Origin of the sequence: Paraburkholderia monticola (assembly GCF_001580545.1) — a bacterium.
GTDB classification, from domain to species: domain Bacteria; phylum Pseudomonadota; class Gammaproteobacteria; order Burkholderiales; family Burkholderiaceae; genus Paraburkholderia; species Paraburkholderia monticola.
Window position 1 is genome coordinate 78,302 of record NZ_LRBG01000007.1, and the last position, 16,625, is coordinate 94,926.

At 64.0% G+C, this 16,625-nt stretch carries 15 protein-coding genes; 7 read left to right on the plus strand and 8 right to left on the minus strand.

The genetic code is table 11. The features are described 5' to 3' along the window. Positions 1-161: 161 nt before the first annotated feature. Positions 162-920, plus strand: a complete 759-nt coding sequence (locus CI15_RS10480; RefSeq protein WP_062127408.1) for a GntR family transcriptional regulator — start codon at positions 162-164, stop codon at positions 918-920. Between the two features lie 24 nt (positions 921-944). Here the strand turns inward: CI15_RS10480 and CI15_RS10485 are convergent, their stop codons facing one another. Continuing rightward, positions 945-1,880: a 2-hydroxyacid dehydrogenase gene (locus CI15_RS10485; protein ID WP_062127664.1), complete on the minus strand. Its 936-nt coding sequence runs from the start codon at positions 1,878-1,880 to the stop codon at positions 945-947. A 230-nt stretch (positions 1,881-2,110) separates the two neighbouring features. On the opposite strand from CI15_RS10485, the gene CI15_RS10490 reads away from it, so the two are divergent. Further along, positions 2,111-3,589 carry a sensor domain-containing diguanylate cyclase gene (locus CI15_RS10490; RefSeq protein WP_062127410.1) on the plus strand — a complete coding sequence of 493 codons (1,479 nt, stop codon included), beginning with the start codon at positions 2,111-2,113 and terminating at the stop codon, positions 3,587-3,589. A 64-nt stretch (positions 3,590-3,653) separates the two neighbouring features. Here CI15_RS10490 and CI15_RS10495 read toward each other — a convergent pair whose 3' ends face one another. The 3 genes from CI15_RS10495 to CI15_RS10505 all read right to left on the minus strand — a co-directional run bounded on the left by CI15_RS10495 (position 3,654) and on the right by CI15_RS10505 (position 6,152). After that, positions 3,654-3,956: a putative quinol monooxygenase gene (locus CI15_RS10495; protein WP_062127412.1), complete on the minus strand. Its 303-nt coding sequence runs from the start codon at positions 3,954-3,956 to the stop codon at positions 3,654-3,656. 127 nt (positions 3,957-4,083) lie between these two features. Beyond that, a complete protein-coding gene (locus CI15_RS10500) occupies positions 4,084-5,484 on the minus strand; it encodes a heavy metal sensor histidine kinase (protein ID WP_062127414.1) in 1,401 nt (466 codons plus the stop codon). Next, complete coding sequence (locus CI15_RS10505) at positions 5,481-6,152, minus strand: heavy metal response regulator transcription factor (protein WP_062127416.1); 672 nt, start codon at positions 6,150-6,152, stop codon at positions 5,481-5,483. Before CI15_RS10505 ends, CI15_RS10500 begins: the two co-directional genes overlap by 4 nt. A gap of 248 nt (positions 6,153-6,400) precedes the next feature. On the opposite strand from CI15_RS10505, the gene CI15_RS10510 reads away from it, so the two are divergent. From CI15_RS10510 to CI15_RS10520, 3 genes are read left to right on the plus strand one after another with little or no spacing between them, the layout of a single operon-like run. Next, a complete protein-coding gene (locus tag CI15_RS10510) occupies positions 6,401-7,042 on the plus strand; it encodes a DUF5666 domain-containing protein (RefSeq protein ID WP_062127418.1) in 642 nt (213 codons plus the stop codon). Positions 7,043-7,085: 43 nt separating this feature from the next. Further along, positions 7,086-7,736, plus strand: a complete 651-nt coding sequence (locus CI15_RS10515) for a cytochrome b/b6 domain-containing protein (RefSeq protein WP_062127420.1) — start codon at positions 7,086-7,088, stop codon at positions 7,734-7,736. Continuing rightward, positions 7,733-8,575 carry a molybdopterin-dependent oxidoreductase gene (locus CI15_RS10520; RefSeq protein ID WP_082814202.1) on the plus strand — a complete coding sequence of 281 codons (843 nt, stop codon included), beginning with the start codon at positions 7,733-7,735 and terminating at the stop codon, positions 8,573-8,575. The genes CI15_RS10515 and CI15_RS10520 overlap by 4 nt, the downstream gene beginning before the upstream one ends. A 44-nt stretch (positions 8,576-8,619) precedes the next feature. Here the strand turns inward: CI15_RS10520 and CI15_RS10525 are convergent, their stop codons facing one another. Next, positions 8,620-9,588 (minus strand): AraC family transcriptional regulator, encoded by a 969-nt coding sequence (locus tag CI15_RS10525; RefSeq protein ID WP_062127422.1) that lies wholly within the window; start codon positions 9,586-9,588, stop codon positions 8,620-8,622. A 335-nt stretch (positions 9,589-9,923) separates the two neighbouring features. Between CI15_RS10525 and CI15_RS10530 the strand changes: the two genes are divergently transcribed. Then, the gene (locus CI15_RS10530) at positions 9,924-10,976 is read left to right on the plus strand and encodes an NAD(P)-dependent alcohol dehydrogenase (protein WP_062127424.1); all 1,053 of its coding nucleotides are present in this window, start codon (positions 9,924-9,926) and stop codon (positions 10,974-10,976) included. Positions 10,977-11,713: 737 nt separating this feature from the next. After that, a complete protein-coding gene (locus tag CI15_RS10535) occupies positions 11,714-12,670 on the plus strand; it encodes a LysR family transcriptional regulator (RefSeq protein ID WP_062127426.1) in 957 nt (318 codons plus the stop codon). 30 nt (positions 12,671-12,700) lie between these two features. On the opposite strand, the gene CI15_RS10540 is transcribed toward CI15_RS10535, so the two are convergent. The 3 genes from CI15_RS10540 to lhpI all read right to left on the minus strand — a co-directional run bounded on the left by CI15_RS10540 (position 12,701) and on the right by lhpI (position 16,591). Beyond that, entirely contained in the window at positions 12,701-13,849 is a 1,149-nt protein-coding gene (locus tag CI15_RS10540; protein ID WP_062127428.1) for a nucleoside hydrolase, read from the minus strand. An 89-nt stretch (positions 13,850-13,938) separates the two neighbouring features. Beyond that, entirely contained in the window at positions 13,939-15,423 is a 1,485-nt protein-coding gene (gene zwf, locus CI15_RS10545) for a glucose-6-phosphate dehydrogenase (RefSeq protein WP_062127430.1), read from the minus strand. Between the two features lie 235 nt (positions 15,424-15,658). Then, the gene (lhpI, locus tag CI15_RS10550; RefSeq protein ID WP_062127432.1) at positions 15,659-16,591 is read right to left on the minus strand and encodes a bifunctional Delta(1)-pyrroline-2-carboxylate/Delta(1)-piperideine-2-carboxylate reductase; all 933 of its coding nucleotides are present in this window, start codon (positions 16,589-16,591) and stop codon (positions 15,659-15,661) included. Positions 16,592-16,625 lie beyond the last annotated feature (34 nt).

Sequence of the window (16,625 nt, forward strand, 5' to 3'; positions counted from 1 at the left end):
CCGAGTGAGATCCGTGCGGAGACCCGTGCGGAGACCCGTGCCGCTGTCGCGAAGCGGCGACAACATACGATTCATCCAGGTGGACTAGATGACCTGGTCGTTTAGAATCAGGGCAGGTTCAACCCGGCGAGCGGTACGACTCGCGTATCCCAGAGGTTTTCATGAGCACGCTCGCGATCAATGCGCCCGCGCTGGGCGGCACGCGGTACAAGGAGGTCAAGAGCGCGATTCTCGCCGCGCTCGCGGCCGGCGAATGGAAAGGCGGCGAATGCATTCCTTCGGAAAAGCGTCTCGCCGAACGCTTCGGCGTGTCGATCGGCACGCTGCGCAAAGCCATCGACGAACTGTGCGCCGAGAACATTCTGATCCGTCATCAGGGGCTCGGAACGTTCGTGGCGATGCATCAGCGCGACCGGCACTTCTTCCGCTTCTTTCGCATCGTGCGGCGCGACGGCGACAAGGCCTACCCCGTCGTCACGCTGATCGGCTTCAGGAAGGCGCGCGCATCGCGCGAGGCGGCCGCCGCGCTCGGTATCGACACCGGCGCGCGGGTGCTGCAGTTCGTCAACGGGCTCGCGCTGCACGGCAAGACCGTGCTGATCGAACATATCACCGTGCCCGAAGCGCTTTTTCCGGGTTTGACGGAAAGCAAGCTGCGCAACCGGCCGAACACGCTGTACAACTTCTATCAGGACGGTTTCGGCATCAACGTGGTCGAAACCGATGAGCATGTGAGCGTGGCGCTCGCGAATGAACTCGAAAGCGAACAACTCGGCGTCGCGCTCGGCGCGCCGCTGCTCGAGATTCGCCGCATCGCGTACTCGTATCACCGCAGCGCGGTCGAACTGCGGATTTCGCGGCTCAATACCGAGGAGTACGAGTACATCGGCACACGCGCCGCGCGCGACGATCAGAAATAGCGCGGCAAGGTCGCTGGCCGCGCTTCAGATCGGCGTCAGCACCGGTTCGCCCGCGAAATGCCGCCGCGCGTTGTCGAGGAAGTTATCGACCGAGGCCGTGATCGCTTCGGGCGAGCGGCCACCCACGTGCGGCGTCAGCACCACGTTGCGCAGGCCGATCAGCGCCTGCGGCGGCTCGGGCTCGCCCTCGTACACGTCGAGTCCGGCGCCCGCGATCGTTCCCGCGGCGAGCGCGCGAGCCAGCGCGGCGGTATCGACGACACTGCCGCGCGACACGTTGACGATGAAGCCTCGTGGACCCAGCGCCGCCAGCACCGCCTCGCCGATCAGATGCCGCGTGCCGGCGCCGCCCGGCGTCGCGACGATCAGGAAGTCGCTCCATTGCGCGAGCGCCTCGACGCTGTCGAAATAGCGCAGCGACGGCGCATCGCCGCGCGGCTTGCGGTTGTGATAGCCGACTTCCATGTCGAAGCCGGCCGCGCGCCGCGCAATCTTGGTGCCGATATGGCCGAGCCCGACGATCCCCAAACGCTTGTTCGAAACGTTCGGCCGCATCGGCAGATGGTCGCGCCACACGCCTTCGCGCGTCGCGCGGTCCAGTTGCGGCACGTCGCGCACGACCGCGAGCAGCAACGCGAACGCGTGATCGGCGACGCAGTGATCGTTGGTCCCCGCGCCGTTGACGAGCACGATGCCGCGCGAGCGCGCGTGCTCGACGGGCAAGTTCTCGTAGCCGGCGCCCAGCGCGCTGATCAGTTCGAGCCGCGGCATGCGCTCGATGTCAGCCACGCCGAGACCCGTCGTGCCGTTGGTCAGCACCGCCCGGATTTGCGCGCCGTGGGTCGCGAGCGCGGCTTCGCGCTGCGCTGGCTCGGGGGCATAGATGACGTCGAACGTGGCCGCGATGCTCGCGCGGCTCGCGTCGTTCAGATGGATCAGGACCAGCAGCGATGGCTTCATGAAGGCATTTTTCCCGAGGGCGTGATTGACAGGAATCTGCATGGAATCTTCGGCGATCGAGTGTAGCAAGCCTCCACGGCACGCGCAGAATGCTCACGCGGTGGTTCCGGCCACGCGCGCTCGCCATGTCGACGAGCACATCTGCGCAAAAACGACAGGCCAATCGCCTTCCATTTTCGGCCTGGCCGCAACGCGTCTAAAATAGCCGCACATCCGACCCCGAGAACCCCATGCTGGATACCCTGCCGGGCGGCTCCGCGCCCATCAACGACGACTCCGGTATGTTCGAACTCGCGCCCGTGTCGCTGTGGCTCGAAGATTTCAGCGGCGTGCGCGCGCTATTCGATGAATGGCGCGCTACGGGCGTGACCGATCTGCGCGCTCATTTCGCCGAAGACCCAGGCCGTGTCGCCGACTGCGCGCACCGCATCCGCGTGATCAAGGTCAATCGCCAGACGCTCACGCAGTTCGAGGCCGCCGATTTCGACGCGCTGACCAGCAACCTCGCGTCGGTGTTCCGCGACGACATGCTGAAAACGCACCTCGAAGAGCTGTGCCAGTTGTGGGCCGGGCAATCGAACTTCACGAGCCATACGGTCAACTACACGCTCGGCGGACGGCGCCTCGACGTGCTGCTCAAGGGCGCGGTGCTGCCCGGTCACGAGGAGCGCTGGGACCGGGTGCTGGTGTCGACCGAGGACATCACCGAGCTCGAAGGCGCGCGGCGCCGCGTCACGCTCGCGGAGGAATATGCGCGCGGGCTCTTCGAACATTCGCCGGTGTCGCTGTGGGTCGAGGATTTCAGCGCGGTCAAGCGCCTGCTCGATGGCGCGCGGGCGGCCGGCATCAATGATTTCCGCGTGTTTACCGACGTGCATCCGGAGTTCGTCGAGCGCTGCATGGCGGAAATTCACGTGCTCGACGTGAACCATCACACGCTCGGGATGTTCGGCGCGAAAGACAAGCACACCCTGCTCGCGCGGCTCGCCGACGTGTTTCGCGACGACATGCGCCCGCATTTCCGCGAGCAGCTGATCGACCTGTGGGACAACAAGCTGTTCCAGCAGCGCGAGGTGCTCAACTACTCGCTCGATGGCAGCGAAGTGCACGTGCACCTGCAATTCTCGGTGCTGCCAGGCCACGAGCAGGACTGGGACCTCGTGCTGGTCGCGCTGACCGACATCACCGCGCGCAAGAAGGCCGAGGCGTACCTCGAATTCCTCGGCAAGCACGACGTGCTGACCAAGCTGCGCAACCGCTCGTTCTATGTCGACGAGCTGAACCGGCTCGAACGCAAGGGACCGTGGCCCGTGACGATCATCATGGCCGACCTGAACGGCCTGAAGCGCGTCAACGATCAGCTCGGTCACGCGGCCGGCGACGCGCTGCTGCGGCGCGCCGGCGAAGTGCTCGCGAAGGCGATGGAGTCGCCGTTCCACGCCGCGCGCATCGGCGGTGACGAGTTCGCGATCCTGATGCCCGATACCGACGAGCGCGGCGGCGCGGCGATGATCGACGCAATCCATCAGCTCGTCGAGATGAACAACCAGTTCTATCCCGGCTCGCCGTTGAACTTCGCGATGGGCGCGGCGACCTGCCAGCGCGGCGACCGGCTCGAAGCGGGCGTGCAGCGCGCCGATCTGCTGATGTACGAGGAAAAGCGCGCGTACTACGAGGACCGGCCGGGAGCGGATTTGGCGGCCGGCTGAAGGCCACCAGGCGGCCACCAGGCGGCCACTTAAGGGCCGCCTGAGGGCCGGCCACCTCGGGCGCTCAGCCCGGCAGCTTGGCTGCCAGCACGTCCACCTTGACGATGCTCGGCGGCGCCCCGAACAGGTCGCCCGCCTTCGCCATCAACGCGGCCGCGACCTTGCCGTTCAGATGCGCGTCACGGCCGGCTTCGTCCTCGAATGCGTCGAAAATGCCGTATGTCGAGGGCCCGAGTTTCAGGCCGAACCAGGCGGCGGTGGCCGGTTCCTGCTCGACGAGCGGCAAGCCGCTGAGCAGAAACGCCTCGACCTCCTGTTCCTTGCCGGGCTTGGCTTCCAGACGGACATACAGCGCGAGCTTGACCATGATGCGACTCCTTGATGAGTGGCGGCGGACGGCGATGCTCCGAAAAGGGCTTTTGAAAGGCGCTTTGAAAAGTATAGGCGGCGCCGCTTCAAGCGACGCCCGGTCTAACCCTCGACCCGCGCGCCAGTCACGCGCCCGGAAAGCGCAGCTCGAACCGCACCACGCCCGGCAGCGGGCACACCACGCGCGCACTGCCGCCGTGCAGATGCATGATCGCCTTGACGATCGCGAGCCCGAGTCCGTTCGATTCGGTGAACGCGCTGCGCGCCGCGTCGCCGCGATAGAAGCGGTCGAATAGCCGGTCGAGTTGCGCGGCCGGAATCGGCTCGCCCTCGTTTTCGACCGTCACGAGCGCACCCGCCGCGTCCTGCGCGCCGCGCAGCCTCACGGTCGTATCGCCCGCGCCATAACGCACCGCGTTGACGACCAGATTGTTGATGGCGCGGCGGCACAGCATCGGATTGGCCGACGCGATGCCCGCCGCGTCGACTTCGAAACGCATGCCGCGTTCGTCGGCGAGTCCTTCGAAGTAGTCGGCGATCCTGACGAGCTCGCCGTGCAGATCGACCGGCTGCCGCTCGATCGACAACGCAGCATGGTCCGCATGCGCGAGAAACAGGATGTTCTCCGCGATATGGCTGAGACGGTTCAGCTCCTCGAGATTCGATTCGAGCAGCTGCTGATATTCGTCGGGCTCGCGCGGCTGCGCGAGCGCTACCTGGGTCTGGCCGACCAGCGCGCCGACCGGCGTGCGAATCTCGTGCGCGAGATCGGCGGAAAACTGCTGCAGACGTTGATAGCCTTCGGCGAGACGGTCGAGCATCGCGTTGAACGCGTGCGTGAGCTGGCGCAGTTCGACGGGCGCGGCCTCGTGGTCGAGCCGCACCGCCAGATTCGTCGGGCTGATCTGCGCGGCACGCGTCGCGATCTCGCGCACCGGTCTGAGCGCGCGGCGCAGCACGAAGTATGCGAGCAGCGTCGCGGCCAGCATGCCGGTCAGCGTCGCCAGCACGATGCGGTTGCGGTATTCGGCCAGCATGCGCACCTCGTGAGTCATCGGGTGGCCGGCGATCACCTCGACTTCGGTACCGTCCTCGCGCGCTCTCGCGGTCGCGATCGCCCAATGCACGGGTACGCCGTCGGGCAAGCGCGTCTGCGGGATATCGGCCGCGCGCGGCGGATCGCCCGCCGCGCCGGCCGGCAGATCGGGCACCGCGAGCCTGGCTGGATTCACGTCGACGAACGGCGCTTCGCCCGGCCGACGAAACAGCAGCACGTCCTCTTCCGCGCCGAGCATCGTCTCGAACAGCAGCGGACGCTTTTTCAACTCGCTCACCGAATAAAGGTCGTGCACGATCCGGCTGAAATGCTCGACGCGGCCGCTCAGCACGACGTCGGCGCGGCGTTGCAGCGAGACTTCGGCGGAATGATAGAAATACGCGCCGAGCGAGCCGATCACCACGCAGGCGATCAGCGCGAACAGCAAGGTGGTGCGCGCGATCAGCGAGCGTTCGGTCCAGAATTTCATACGCCGTCGCCGAACGCGTAGCCGATGCTGCGCACCGTGTGGATCAGCTTCTTTTCGAACGGGTGATCGACCTTCGCGCGCAAGCGCTTGATCGCCACGTCGACCACGTTGGTGTCGCTATCGAAGTTCATGTCCCACACCTCCGAGGCGATCTGCGCGCGCGACAGCGCCTCGCCCTCGCGCCGCACCAGCAGATGCAGCAGCATGAACTCCTTGTTGGTCAGCGGAATGTCGACGCCCTCGCGCGTGACCCGGCGGCGCAACACGTCGAGCTTCAGATCGGCGACTTCGAACACATCGTTCTCGCGGATCACGCCACGGCGCAACAGCGTGCGAATCCGCAGCACCAGCTCCGTGAACGAAAACGGCTTGACGAGATAGTCGTCGGCGCCGAGTTCGAGACCGCGGATGCGGTCGCTGACCTGGTCGCGCGCGGTCAGGAAGATCACCCGCAGATCGCGCCGCGCACGCAGCGCCCGCATGATCTCCCAACCGTCGATACCCGGCAGCATCACATCGAGCACCACCAGCTCGTAATCGTGCTCGAGCGCCAGATGCAGGCCGTCCGTGCCGGTGCGCGCGAGGTCGACCGCGTAGCCGTTCTCGCGCAGACCTTTCTTCAGGTAGTCGCCGGTCTTCGGATCGTCTTCGATGACGAGAATACTCATGATGCCCGCTGCTCCTGCGCGCGATTCGACCCGTGGGGCCGCCGCCGCGCGCGCAAAAAAACGCCTGACGAAAGCGCTCGAAAGAAAGCGCTCAAAAAAACCATCCAGCGCTCCCGGCGCCCATTCTACGTGGCCGCCGTCGGTCGTTCATGACGTTTTTGTCATCCTCCCGTCACCCGGATGAGCCGATGCGGGGACTAGTCTGAGCGCACCGTTCACCACGCTGCACCCTTTCCTGGAGCTGCCTCATGAAGACCCGCATGAAGATGACCCGCACGCGAACGCTGCGCGCCCTCGCCGTCCCCGCGCTCGCCGCCGCGCTGTTCGCGACGACGTCCGCGGCTTGGGCCCAGAGCTCGATGCCGACCGGCGTACGCGGCACGGTGACCTCACTCTCGGGCGATCTGCTGAAAGTCCATACGCGCGACGGCCAGGACGTCGACGTCAAGCTCGCCGGCGACACGCCGATTCGCGGCGTCACGCTCGCCAACGTCAACGACATCAAGCCGGACAGCTACGTGGGCACCGCCGCGATTCCGCAGTCCGACGGCACGCTGAAGGCGCTCGAAGTGCACGTGTTTCCGCCGAGCATGCGCGGCTCGGGCGAAGGTCATCGCCCGTGGGATCTCGGCGCGAACAGCACGATGACGAACGGCACGGTCGGCTCGCTCGTGGTCAGCAACGGCCGCACGATCACCGTCAAGTACAAGGACGGCGAGAAGAAGATCGTGATTCCGCAGGACGTGCCGATCGTCAGTCTCGAGCCGGGCAGCCGCGCGTTGCTCACGCCCGGCACGAAGGTCGTGCTGTTTGCGCACAAGGATGCGGACGGTTCGATGGCGGCGAATTTCATTTCGGCCGGCGAGCATGGGGTGACGCCGCCGATGTAATGCGGCGCGTCGTTGCTACTTTTTCACCTCGCCTCTGAAGCCCATGCCCGAATCGCAAGCATTCCCGATCGTCCATCCGCTCGTCGTTCGCGTGACGCACTGGATCAACGCGTTCGCGATGGTCTGCATGTTGATGAGCGGCTGGGCGATCTATAACGCCTCGCCGATCTTCCCGTTCCGGTTTCCGGTGTGGGCGACGGTCGGCGGCTGGCTGGGCGGCTCGATCGCATGGCACTTCGCGGCGATGTGGCTGCTGTGCGCGAACGGCCTGCTGTATCTCGTCTATGGCGTGTCGAGCGGCCATCTGCGGCGCAAGCTGCTGCCGGTTCGTCCCCGCGACGTCGCGCGCGATGCGGTGCTGGCGTTGCGCTTCAGACTGCCGCACGAGACTGGCAGGTACAACGCCGTGCAGCGCGCGCTGTATCTGTTGGTGCTGCTGCTCGGCGTGCTGCTCGTCGCATCGGGACTGTCGATCTGGAAGCCGGTGCAGTTCTCATGGCTGACCGCGCTGTTCGGCGGCTTCGATTTTGCGCGGCGCGTGCATTTCGTCGCGATGGCGGGCGTGGTCGGCTTCGTCGTCGTGCATCTGATGCTGGTGCTGCTGGTGCCACGCACGTTGCCGCCGATGGTCACCGGACGCGCCCGGCGCAGCAGTCATCGCATCGAACCAGCACACGAGAGGACTCGCGCATGAGCGCCCCTAATCGTACCGATACGCGCACCAATGCGCGCACCGATACGCGCACCGATCCGGCCAGCCAGACGGACGCCAACACAGAAGACGCGCGCCGCTCACGCATCGTGCTGGCCGAGCACCGGCCGCAGATCGAGCGGCTGCAACGCCGCCTGTTCCTGCGCTCGTCGCTATCGATCGGCGCGCTCGCGATGCTGTCCGGCTGCAACCTGCAGGACAACGATTCCGTCGATAAGGTGCTATGGGCGATGTCGCGCTGGAACGATCGCGTGCAGGCGTGGCTGTTCGATCGCAACAAACTCGCGCCGACCTATTCGGCGCGCGATATCACCGATCCGTTTCCGTTCAATGCGTTCTATCAGGAGTTCGACGCACCGGATATCGACGGCTCGACCTATCGGCTCGAAGTGTCGGGGCTCGTCGCCGACAAACGCAGCTGGAGCCTCGAGCAGTTGCGCGCGTTGCCGCAGGTCTCGCAGATCACGCGTCACGTTTGCATCGAAGGCTGGAGCGCGATCGGACAATGGCGCGGCGTGCCGTTTCGCACGTTTCTCGAACGGATCGGCGCTGATCTGAGCGCGCGCTACGTGGGTTTCAAATGCGCGGATCGCTACTACTCGAGCCTCGACATGGCGACCGCGCTGCATCCGCAAACGCAATTGACGCTCGATTTCCGCAACGCGCCGCTGCCGGCCAAATACGGTTATCCGCTGAAGCTGCGCGTGCCGACCAAGCTCGGCTTCAAGAACCCGAAGCACATCGCCGCAATCTTCGTGACCAATACGAATCCGGGTGGCTACTGGGAAGACCAGGGGTATAACTGGTTCAGCGGGCTCTAGGGTTTAAGACCTTTAGGGTTTAAGACCTTTAGGGCTTAAGACCTTTAGACCGCAGTGACGTAACGCGGCACCGGTTTCTGCACGCGCGGCGGCGGCGCATCGTGAGCGCAGCGCATGCGTTTGACTTCGTCGACCGGACTGAGGCCGAACAGCCGCTTGAACTCGCGACTGAATTGCGACGCGCTTTCGTAACCGACACGCGCGGCAGCCGCCCCCGCATTCAAACCATCCTGCACCATCAACAGACGCGCGTGATGCAAACGCGTGGTCTTCACATACTGCATCGGCGAAGTCGCGGTGACCGCCTTGAACTGCGCATGAAACACCGCGAGGCTCATGCCGGCTTCGGACGCGAGCGTGTCGACATCGAGCGACGCGTGATAGTCCGCATGAATGCGGCGCAGCGCCTTCGCGATGCGGCCAAAGTGATTCTGATGCGTGAGCGCCGCGCGAATCGCGCCGCCCTGCTCGCCGGTCAACACGCGATAGCAGATTTCGCGCACGATGCCCGGCGCGAGGATGCGCGCGTCGAGCGGCGATGCGAGCGCTTCCATCAGACGCTGCACGGCGCTGCTCAACGCGAGATCGAGCGGCGTCGAATACATGCCGGCGGGCTCATAGTGCGCGAGTCCCTGGGTTTCGTTCAGCGCCATCAGCAACTCGGCCACCATCGTCAGATCGACGCGCACGGACATGCCGAGAAACGGCTGCTCCACGCTCGCCTCGGTCTCGCATTCGAACGGCAACGGCACCGACAGCACCAGGTACTGCTGCGCGTCGTACTGGAACACCTGATCGCCGAGATAGCCGCGCTTGCGTCCCTGACAGACGATCACGATGCTCGGCTCGTACATGACCGGCATGCGCGGCATCGGACGATTCGCGCGCAGCAGGTTGACACCTTCGAGGCTCGAGTGCGTGATGCCGGTATTCGGTGCGAGCAGATCGAACAATTCGACCATGCGGCGTTGCGCGGGATCGTCCGTAATGGGACCGACAGCTTGAGTGGACATGACGATAGGGTGACGAGCAAGAGAATAATGCTTGAAATTTAGCACCAAAGAGCCTATCGCGCTGCCCCTCAGTAGTTTTAGGCAAATCTTCAAGACGATCAGGTATTCCCCGAGCGGCACCGGACTCCTAACATGGGAACCCTGCCGGATCGCCTTTTCCCCGCGCGCAGCGTGCGCGGTCATTGGCCGCCATCAGCCGGGAGCTTGCGACCGGCGGCCATCGACGCTAGCGCGCCGATTCCGGTTCATGCCGCGGCACGCCGCATCCGCAACCCGTGTTGCGCATCGCCGGCGCGTCGCCTGTTGCGCCATCACCCTCTTTGCTGGAGCTACCCATGAGCACGACTTATGCCTATGCAGCGACGGACGCCACCGCGCCGCTCGCCCCGTTCGAAATCCAGCGCCGCGCGCCGCGTGCCCATGACGTGCAGATGGAAGTGCTGTTCTGCGGCGTGTGCCATTCCGACCTGCATCAGGTCCGCAACGAATGGAAGAACACGATTTATCCGGTGGTACCGGGCCACGAGATCGTGGGCCGCGTGACCGCGGTTGGCCCGAACGTGACGAAGTACAAGGTCGGCGAGCTCGTCGCGGTCGGCTGCCTGGTGGATTCGTGCCGCACCTGCGCGAGCTGCGCGGAAGGTCTCGAGCAGTATTGCGAGAACGGTTGGGTGGGCACGTATAACGGTGTCGATCGCGTCGACGGACAGGTCACGTACGGTGGCTATTCGACGCAACTGGTCGTCGACGAGGCCTTCACGCTGCGCGTGCCGCAGAATCTCGACCCCGCGGGTGTTGCGCCGCTGCTGTGCGCGGGCATCACAACGTATTCGCCGCTGCGCACCTGGGGCGTGGGTCCGGGCAAGAAGGTCGGGATCGTCGGCCTCGGTGGTCTCGGCCATATGGGCGTGAAGCTGGCACGGGCGATGGGCGCGCATGTCGTGCTGTTTACGACGTCGCCGTCGAAGATCGAGGATGCGAAGCGGCTTGGCGCGCATGAAGTCGTGATTTCGAAGAATCCGCAGGAGATGGAAGCGCATGTGAATAGCTTCGATTTCATTCTCAATACCGTGGCTGCGCAGCATGATCTGAATCCGTTTTTGAATCTGCTCAAGCGGGATGCGACGATGACGCTGGTGGGGGCGCCGGAGCATGATCATCCGTCGCCGCAGGTGTTCAATCTGATTTTCAAGCGGCGGCGCCTGGCTGGGTCACTGATTGGCGGTATCGCCGAGACGCAGGAGATGCTCGATTTTTGCGGTGAGCATGGGATTACTTCTGATATTGAAATGATTCCGATGCAGAAGATTAATGAGGCGTATGAGAGGATGCTCAAGAGCGATGTGAAGTATCGGTTTGTGGTTGATATGGATTCGTTGAGGAAATAATTTGGAGTTTTTGGCCGCGCAGCGGGTGGGGGTTTTTGCCGCCTGCGGCGCGGGGTTCTGTTTGTTGTTGTTTTTTTGCTTGTGGTTTTGTCGCTGTTTTTGCGGTGTTGGCCTTTCCTTGATTTCTTGTCGGTCTATTGGCGTTGCCCCTGTGCGGGGCGGCACCTACTTTCTTTGCTGCTGCAAAGAAAGTAGGCAAAGAAGACAGCTTTAAACCGCTAACTCTTAAGCGGGTCCCTTGGTTAATTGCGGGTAGTGGTGCATCTGGAATCTGTGTTCTCGCACACTCCGCATTAGTGACAAGGCAGTCATACCTCCGGCGGCGCTACGCGCGCCGAAACCCCGGTCACACCATCGGTCTTCTCGGCGCATCGCCGAGGCGAAGCCGATGGCACCCACTAACACAAGAAAATACGGCTGGTTTCCCCTGCATACCCGTCCGCGACGCACGTAGTGCGGAGCGGGTGCGGATGACGGCTTTGTCACTGCCGCGGAGTGTGCGGGAGCACGGATTCCAGATGCACCACTGCCGTTTGCGAGGCACGGTGCCCACTTAAGAATTAGCGGTTTAAAGCTGTCTTCTTTGCCTACTTTCTTTGCAGCAGCAAAGAAAGTAGGTGCCGCCCCGCATAGGGGCAACGCTAATAGACCGACAAGAACACAAGGAAAGGCCAACACCGTAAGAACAACGATCAACCGCCGCAGGCAAAAAAAAGAAACCCATTTGGAGCACAAAAGTGATCGACAGAATAACGGCAATGCGCACCTTCATCCGAATTGTAGACACCAACAGCTTCACCCGCGCAGCGGAATCATTGAACATCCCACGCGCAACAGCAACGACGATCGTCCAGAACCTGGAAGCCCTGCTGGGCACAGCATTACTAGTCCGCACAACGCGCCGCCTCAGCATCACCCCAGAAGGCGCAGCCTACTACGACCGCTGCGCGCAAATCCTCGCCGACATCGACGAAATGGAAACCAGCATCCGCAATTCGACCGACAATCTGACCGGCCGCCTACGCATCGAAATGCCCAGCGCGGTAGCAAGCTCCATCGTGCTCCCGTCGCTAGACGACTTCCACACCCGTTACCCGAACCTCGATCTCGCGATCGGTGTCAGCAACCGCACCGTCGATATGGTCTCCGAAGCAATCGACTGCAGCATCCAGCTCGGTGAATTGCCCGACTCCAATCTCGTCGCGCGGCAATTGGGCACGCTCGAGCAGGTGACCTGCGCGAGTCCAGCCTATCTGGACCGCTACGGCACGCCCGCCGATCTCGACCAGTTGCGCGCACACGTCGCGGTCAACTGCGTGTCGCCCCATAGCGGCCGCGAATGCGACTTCGATTTCGAAGTGGATGGCGAAGCGCGCAAGGTCAAACTCAACGGCTTCGTGCAGGTCAGCGACGAACAGGCATACCTGACCTGCGGACTGCAAGGCCTCGGCATGATCCAGCCCGCGCGGATCGCCGCGCAGCCGTTCCTCGATTCGGGGCTGCTGTGTGAAGTGCTGCCGCAATGGAAGCCCGTGCCGATGCCGGTCTCGGTCGCGTATGTGAAGAACCGTCGCGTGTCGCCGCGCGTGCGTGCGTTCGTCGACTGGCTCGCGGAGCTGTTCGAGAACGCCGGCCATGTCGAGCAGGATCTGTCGCGCGTGCATCAGCTGCTGCGTGGCCTGCATCCCGCGTAACACGGGTGTGGGCGCGCGGCGCTCGCGCGTTCATGGGTCCTGCGACCGCACCGGCACCGGTCGCGTCAACAGATCGACATAGAAATCAAAAAACGCCGGATTATCAAATCGTTTGACGACCGTCATCTTCTGCAATCCCGGCGGCGGCGAACTCGTGTAGCCCCTTGCCTTGCCATCGTTGGCGCCGAAGCCCGTATCCACGTCCACCCACTCCTCGACGGTCTGCGTCGCGAACGACGGATGCATCAGATACGCAAGCGTCAGCGTGTCCCAGATGTTCGTCGTGTAGTTCGGATTGGTCTCGAAGCCGTTCTTGCCGTCGTAACCATAGCCGTTCAGCGTCTTGAACAGTTGCGTGATGATGGTCTGCTTCGCCGGATCATGCGCGACGCGATCGTAAAGCGCCTTGTCCATTTGCACGGTATCGGTCACGTCGAGCGGAATCACCGTCTGTTTGATCGGCAGACGCAGCACCGCTTTCGCCGCTTTGGGATCGAACCACCAGTTGAACTCGGCGGTTCGCGTGGTATTGCCAGGCACGTCGATCGCGCCGCCCATATAGATGATCTGTTTGATCAGCGGCACGATCTCGGGATGTTCGCGCGTGGCCAACGCGATGTTGGTCAGCGGCCCGATCGCCAGAATCGTCACTTCGCCAGGATTGCGCTTCACCGCTTCGGCGATGAAGTCGATCGCGCTCTGACGCTGCACCTTCGTGTGCGTCGCGAAGCCGTCCGGCGGCGCGACGAGGTCGCGGTCCGATTTCGGCTCGGGCTTGCTCCACGCGCCGATATAGCCGTCGCCGCCGGGGAACGCCTTCAGCTCGCGCTGGACCGTCGTGAAGTCGCGGGACAGTGGGTGATTGGCGCCCGCATACACGCCGATCTGTTTTTCAACGCCGAGTCGTTCGACCGATTTCAGCGCGTCGGCAACACCCTGCCTCAGCCATTGATTGCCCGACACCACGGTAATGCCGAGCACTTTCAACGAACCCTGGGCCTGCAATTGCGCGGCCATCACGCCTAGCTGACCGTCGTCGCTGAGCGTGTTGTAGTCGCTGTCGATGATCACCTTTGGCGGATCGGTCCGTGCATTGAGTTCGTCGGCGCCGTAAGCAGGGAGAGTCAGAGTGGTTGCCACGCTTGCCGCCCAGGTCAATGCCACGAGAATTCGCCTCATCGATCTACACCTCCCAGCGAATACAAAAGCGGCTCGCGACGCCTCTGCAACGTCACGAGCCGCATCAACAGCATGTTGTCAAAACGTCGTTACTGCGATTCTTCCTCCACCCACACCGCATTCTCCCGCGTCATCAACGCGGTCGATGCGGCCGGCCCGAAGGTGCCCGCCGAATACGAGCGCGGCCGCTCGCCCGACTTCGCCCAGCCGTCGAGAATCGGCTCGGCCCAGGCCCATGCCGCTTCGAGTTCGTCGCGGCGCATGAAGTGCGTCAGACGTCCGCGGATCACGTCGATCAGCAGTCGCTCATAGGCTTCCGCGCGACGTTCGGTGAACGCCTGCTGCAGGTCCAGGTTCAGGCTCACCGGCAGCATGTGCATGCCGCTGCCGGGCTCCTTCGCGAGCATCTGCAGCTGGATCGACTCTTCCGGCTGCAACTGGATCACGAGTCGATTGCCGTAGTTGCGCCCACCGCTCGGGATGATCGAGAACGGCAGCTCGGAGAATTCGATGACGATCTCCGACAGCTTCTTCTGCATCCGCTTGCCGGTGCGGAGGAAAAACGGCACGTTGGCCCAGCGCCAATTGTTGATACGTGCGCGCAACGCGACGAAGGTTTCGGCGCGGCTGCCCGCCGGCACGTTGTCTTCCTCGAGGTAGCCCTTGACCGCCTCGCCATCGACCGCGCCGGCCGTGTACTGGCCGCGCACCGTGTCGCGCGCGATGTCCTCGGGGGTCATCGGCCGCAGCGAGCGCAGCACCTTCAGCTTTTCGTCGCGCACCGCGTCGGGATCGAGCGATACCGGCGGCTCCATCGCGACGATGCACAGCAGTTGCAGCAGGTGGTTCTGCACCATGTCGCGCAGCGCGCCGGTCTTGTCGTAGAACCCCGCGCGGCTGCCGACGCCGACCGTTTCGGCCACCGTGATCTGCACGCTCTTGATGTACGGCGCCTGCCACAGCGGCCCGAAAATCGGATTGCCGAAGCGCAGCACCATCAGGTTCTGCACGGTTTCCTTGCCGAGGTAGTGGTCGATCCGGTAGATCTGCGCTTCCTCGAAATGCTTGCCGACGTCGTTGTTGATCTCCTGCGCGGAGGCCAGATCGTGGCCGAGCGGCTTTTCGAGCACGACGCGCGAATTGGCGTCGATGAGCCCGGCCGAGGACAGGTTATCGCAGATGTTCGTAAACAGATCCGGCGACGTCGCCAGATAGAACACGCGACGCACGCCCTCGCGCGACGCTTCCTTCAGGCTCAGATAGTCCTCGGCCGAATCGACGTTCATCCGCACGTATTCGAACAGCGCGAGGAATTTGTCCCACGCGGTCGCATCGAAGGCCTTCTTGTCGATGAAGGGCTTCGCCTTCTCCTCCATGAATTGGCTGATGTATTCGTCGCGCGACCAGGGTTTGCGGCCGATCGTCAGAATGCGGGTTTCCGGCGGCAGGTTGCAATGCAGATGCGCCATGTAAAGCGCGGGCAGCAGCTTACGGAACGACAGGTCACCGGTACCGCCGAAGATGATCATGTCGAGCGGCAGGTCGGGTGTGGCGGATGCTTGTTGGGTCGTCATGGCACGGTCGCAGCGTCTAGGGGGAAGGCGTCGATCAGGAATCGGCGGCCGGCGGACGGGCTACGGCTTTCGTCCGCGGTGGCGCTTTTTTCCGGCAGACGCCTATGGTGCAACGTTTTGGGATAGTTTGCACGGCAAGATCTGCCGCAGGTTCGCGAAAAGTGCCGACCTTGCGCGGCAGACGATTGTTTTTACGGGATTTTTGCGAGATTTTTGCAAAACGGGCCGATGCCGGTCAGCCGCGCTCCAACGCGGCGCGCGCGACCCGGCAGGCGGCCAGATCCCACGCCGCGCAGCCGACGCTCTTGAACACCACCGGCCCCGTGGGCGCCGGCTGCGTCTGATCGAGCACCGCGGCGATGCCGCCGACCCGCGCCCAGTCGACGCCCGCCTGAATGAAATCGCCGGCCTCGTGCCGGGCGCCCGCCGGATCGTCGACGAACAGCGCGCTGCCGGCGAGCGTGGTCGCGCCGATCTCGACCATCTGCGGCGTGAACGCGCCGACGCCGATCACGAGTCGCCCGGCACGGGCCATCTCGTCATAGACCGGCTGTTTGCTCGTGGTCAAGGCGATCACGACGTCGACCGATGCGGGAATCGTCGTGCCCGCCTCCGTGAGCGGGCGCAACTCGCGCACCTTGTCGCGCTGCGCCGCGCAGAATGCCTCGGCGCGCGCGGGCGCGCTGCCCTTGACCCACACTCGCGCGTCGGGATACAGCTCGCCGATCGCTTCCAGATGATTGAGTGCCTGCATGCCGGTGCCGATCAGCAGGAATTCGTGGGGCGCGCGCTGAGCAAACGTCGCGATGCCGAGCATCGACATCGCCGCGGTCCGGCGGCCCGTCACGGTCGGGCCGTCGAGGACGAATAGCGTCTCGCCGGTGTCGGCATCGAAGGCCATCACCTGACCGTGGATCGTCGGCAGATTGCGCGCGCCGTTGCTCGCGCACACGTTGACGAGCTTGTGGATCGCGAGATCGGACGCGGTGGCGGGCATCGACAGCATGATGCCGCCAGCGTTCAGCGGCACGACGAGCCGCTCGGGGCTCACGATGCGCTCATGCGCGTAATCGATGCTTGCGCGCCGCAACGCGTCGACAAGCGCTGCGTAGGGCATCAGCCGCGCGGTGGCGGCGGCGTCGAAGATCTGCGTGGTCGGGCGGGTCATAGGCGGAACGGTCCAATGCAGGATGGAGTGAGCA

What these genes read in the sequence shown, in the direction of transcription:
- CI15_RS10520 (WP_082814202.1), top strand. Translation starts at nt 7,733, where the DNA reads ATGAGCGCCCCTAATCGTACCGATACGCGCACCAATGCGCGCACCGAT.
- zwf (WP_062127430.1), bottom strand. Translation starts at nt 15,423, where the DNA reads ATGACGACCCAACAAGCATCCGCCACACCCGACCTGCCGCTCGACATG.
- CI15_RS10485 (WP_062127664.1), bottom strand. Translation starts at nt 1,880, where the DNA reads ATGAAGCCATCGCTGCTGGTCCTGATCCATCTGAACGACGCGAGCCGC.
- lhpI (WP_062127432.1), bottom strand. Translation starts at nt 16,591, where the DNA reads ATGACCCGCCCGACCACGCAGATCTTCGACGCCGCCGCCACCGCGCGG.
- CI15_RS10495 (WP_062127412.1), bottom strand. Translation starts at nt 3,956, where the DNA reads ATGGTCAAGCTCGCGCTGTATGTCCGTCTGGAAGCCAAGCCCGGCAAG.
- CI15_RS10500 (WP_062127414.1), bottom strand. Translation starts at nt 5,484, where the DNA reads ATGAAATTCTGGACCGAACGCTCGCTGATCGCGCGCACCACCTTGCTG.
- CI15_RS10480 (WP_062127408.1), top strand. Translation starts at nt 162, where the DNA reads ATGAGCACGCTCGCGATCAATGCGCCCGCGCTGGGCGGCACGCGGTAC.
- CI15_RS10530 (WP_062127424.1), top strand. Translation starts at nt 9,924, where the DNA reads ATGAGCACGACTTATGCCTATGCAGCGACGGACGCCACCGCGCCGCTC.
- CI15_RS10490 (WP_062127410.1), top strand. Translation starts at nt 2,111, where the DNA reads ATGCTGGATACCCTGCCGGGCGGCTCCGCGCCCATCAACGACGACTCC.
- CI15_RS10525 (WP_062127422.1), bottom strand. Translation starts at nt 9,588, where the DNA reads ATGTCCACTCAAGCTGTCGGTCCCATTACGGACGATCCCGCGCAACGC.
- CI15_RS10510 (WP_062127418.1), top strand. Translation starts at nt 6,401, where the DNA reads ATGAAGACCCGCATGAAGATGACCCGCACGCGAACGCTGCGCGCCCTC.
- CI15_RS10505 (WP_062127416.1), bottom strand. Translation starts at nt 6,152, where the DNA reads ATGAGTATTCTCGTCATCGAAGACGATCCGAAGACCGGCGACTACCTG.
- CI15_RS10515 (WP_062127420.1), top strand. Translation starts at nt 7,086, where the DNA reads ATGCCCGAATCGCAAGCATTCCCGATCGTCCATCCGCTCGTCGTTCGC.
- CI15_RS10540 (WP_062127428.1), bottom strand. Translation starts at nt 13,849, where the DNA reads ATGAGGCGAATTCTCGTGGCATTGACCTGGGCGGCAAGCGTGGCAACC.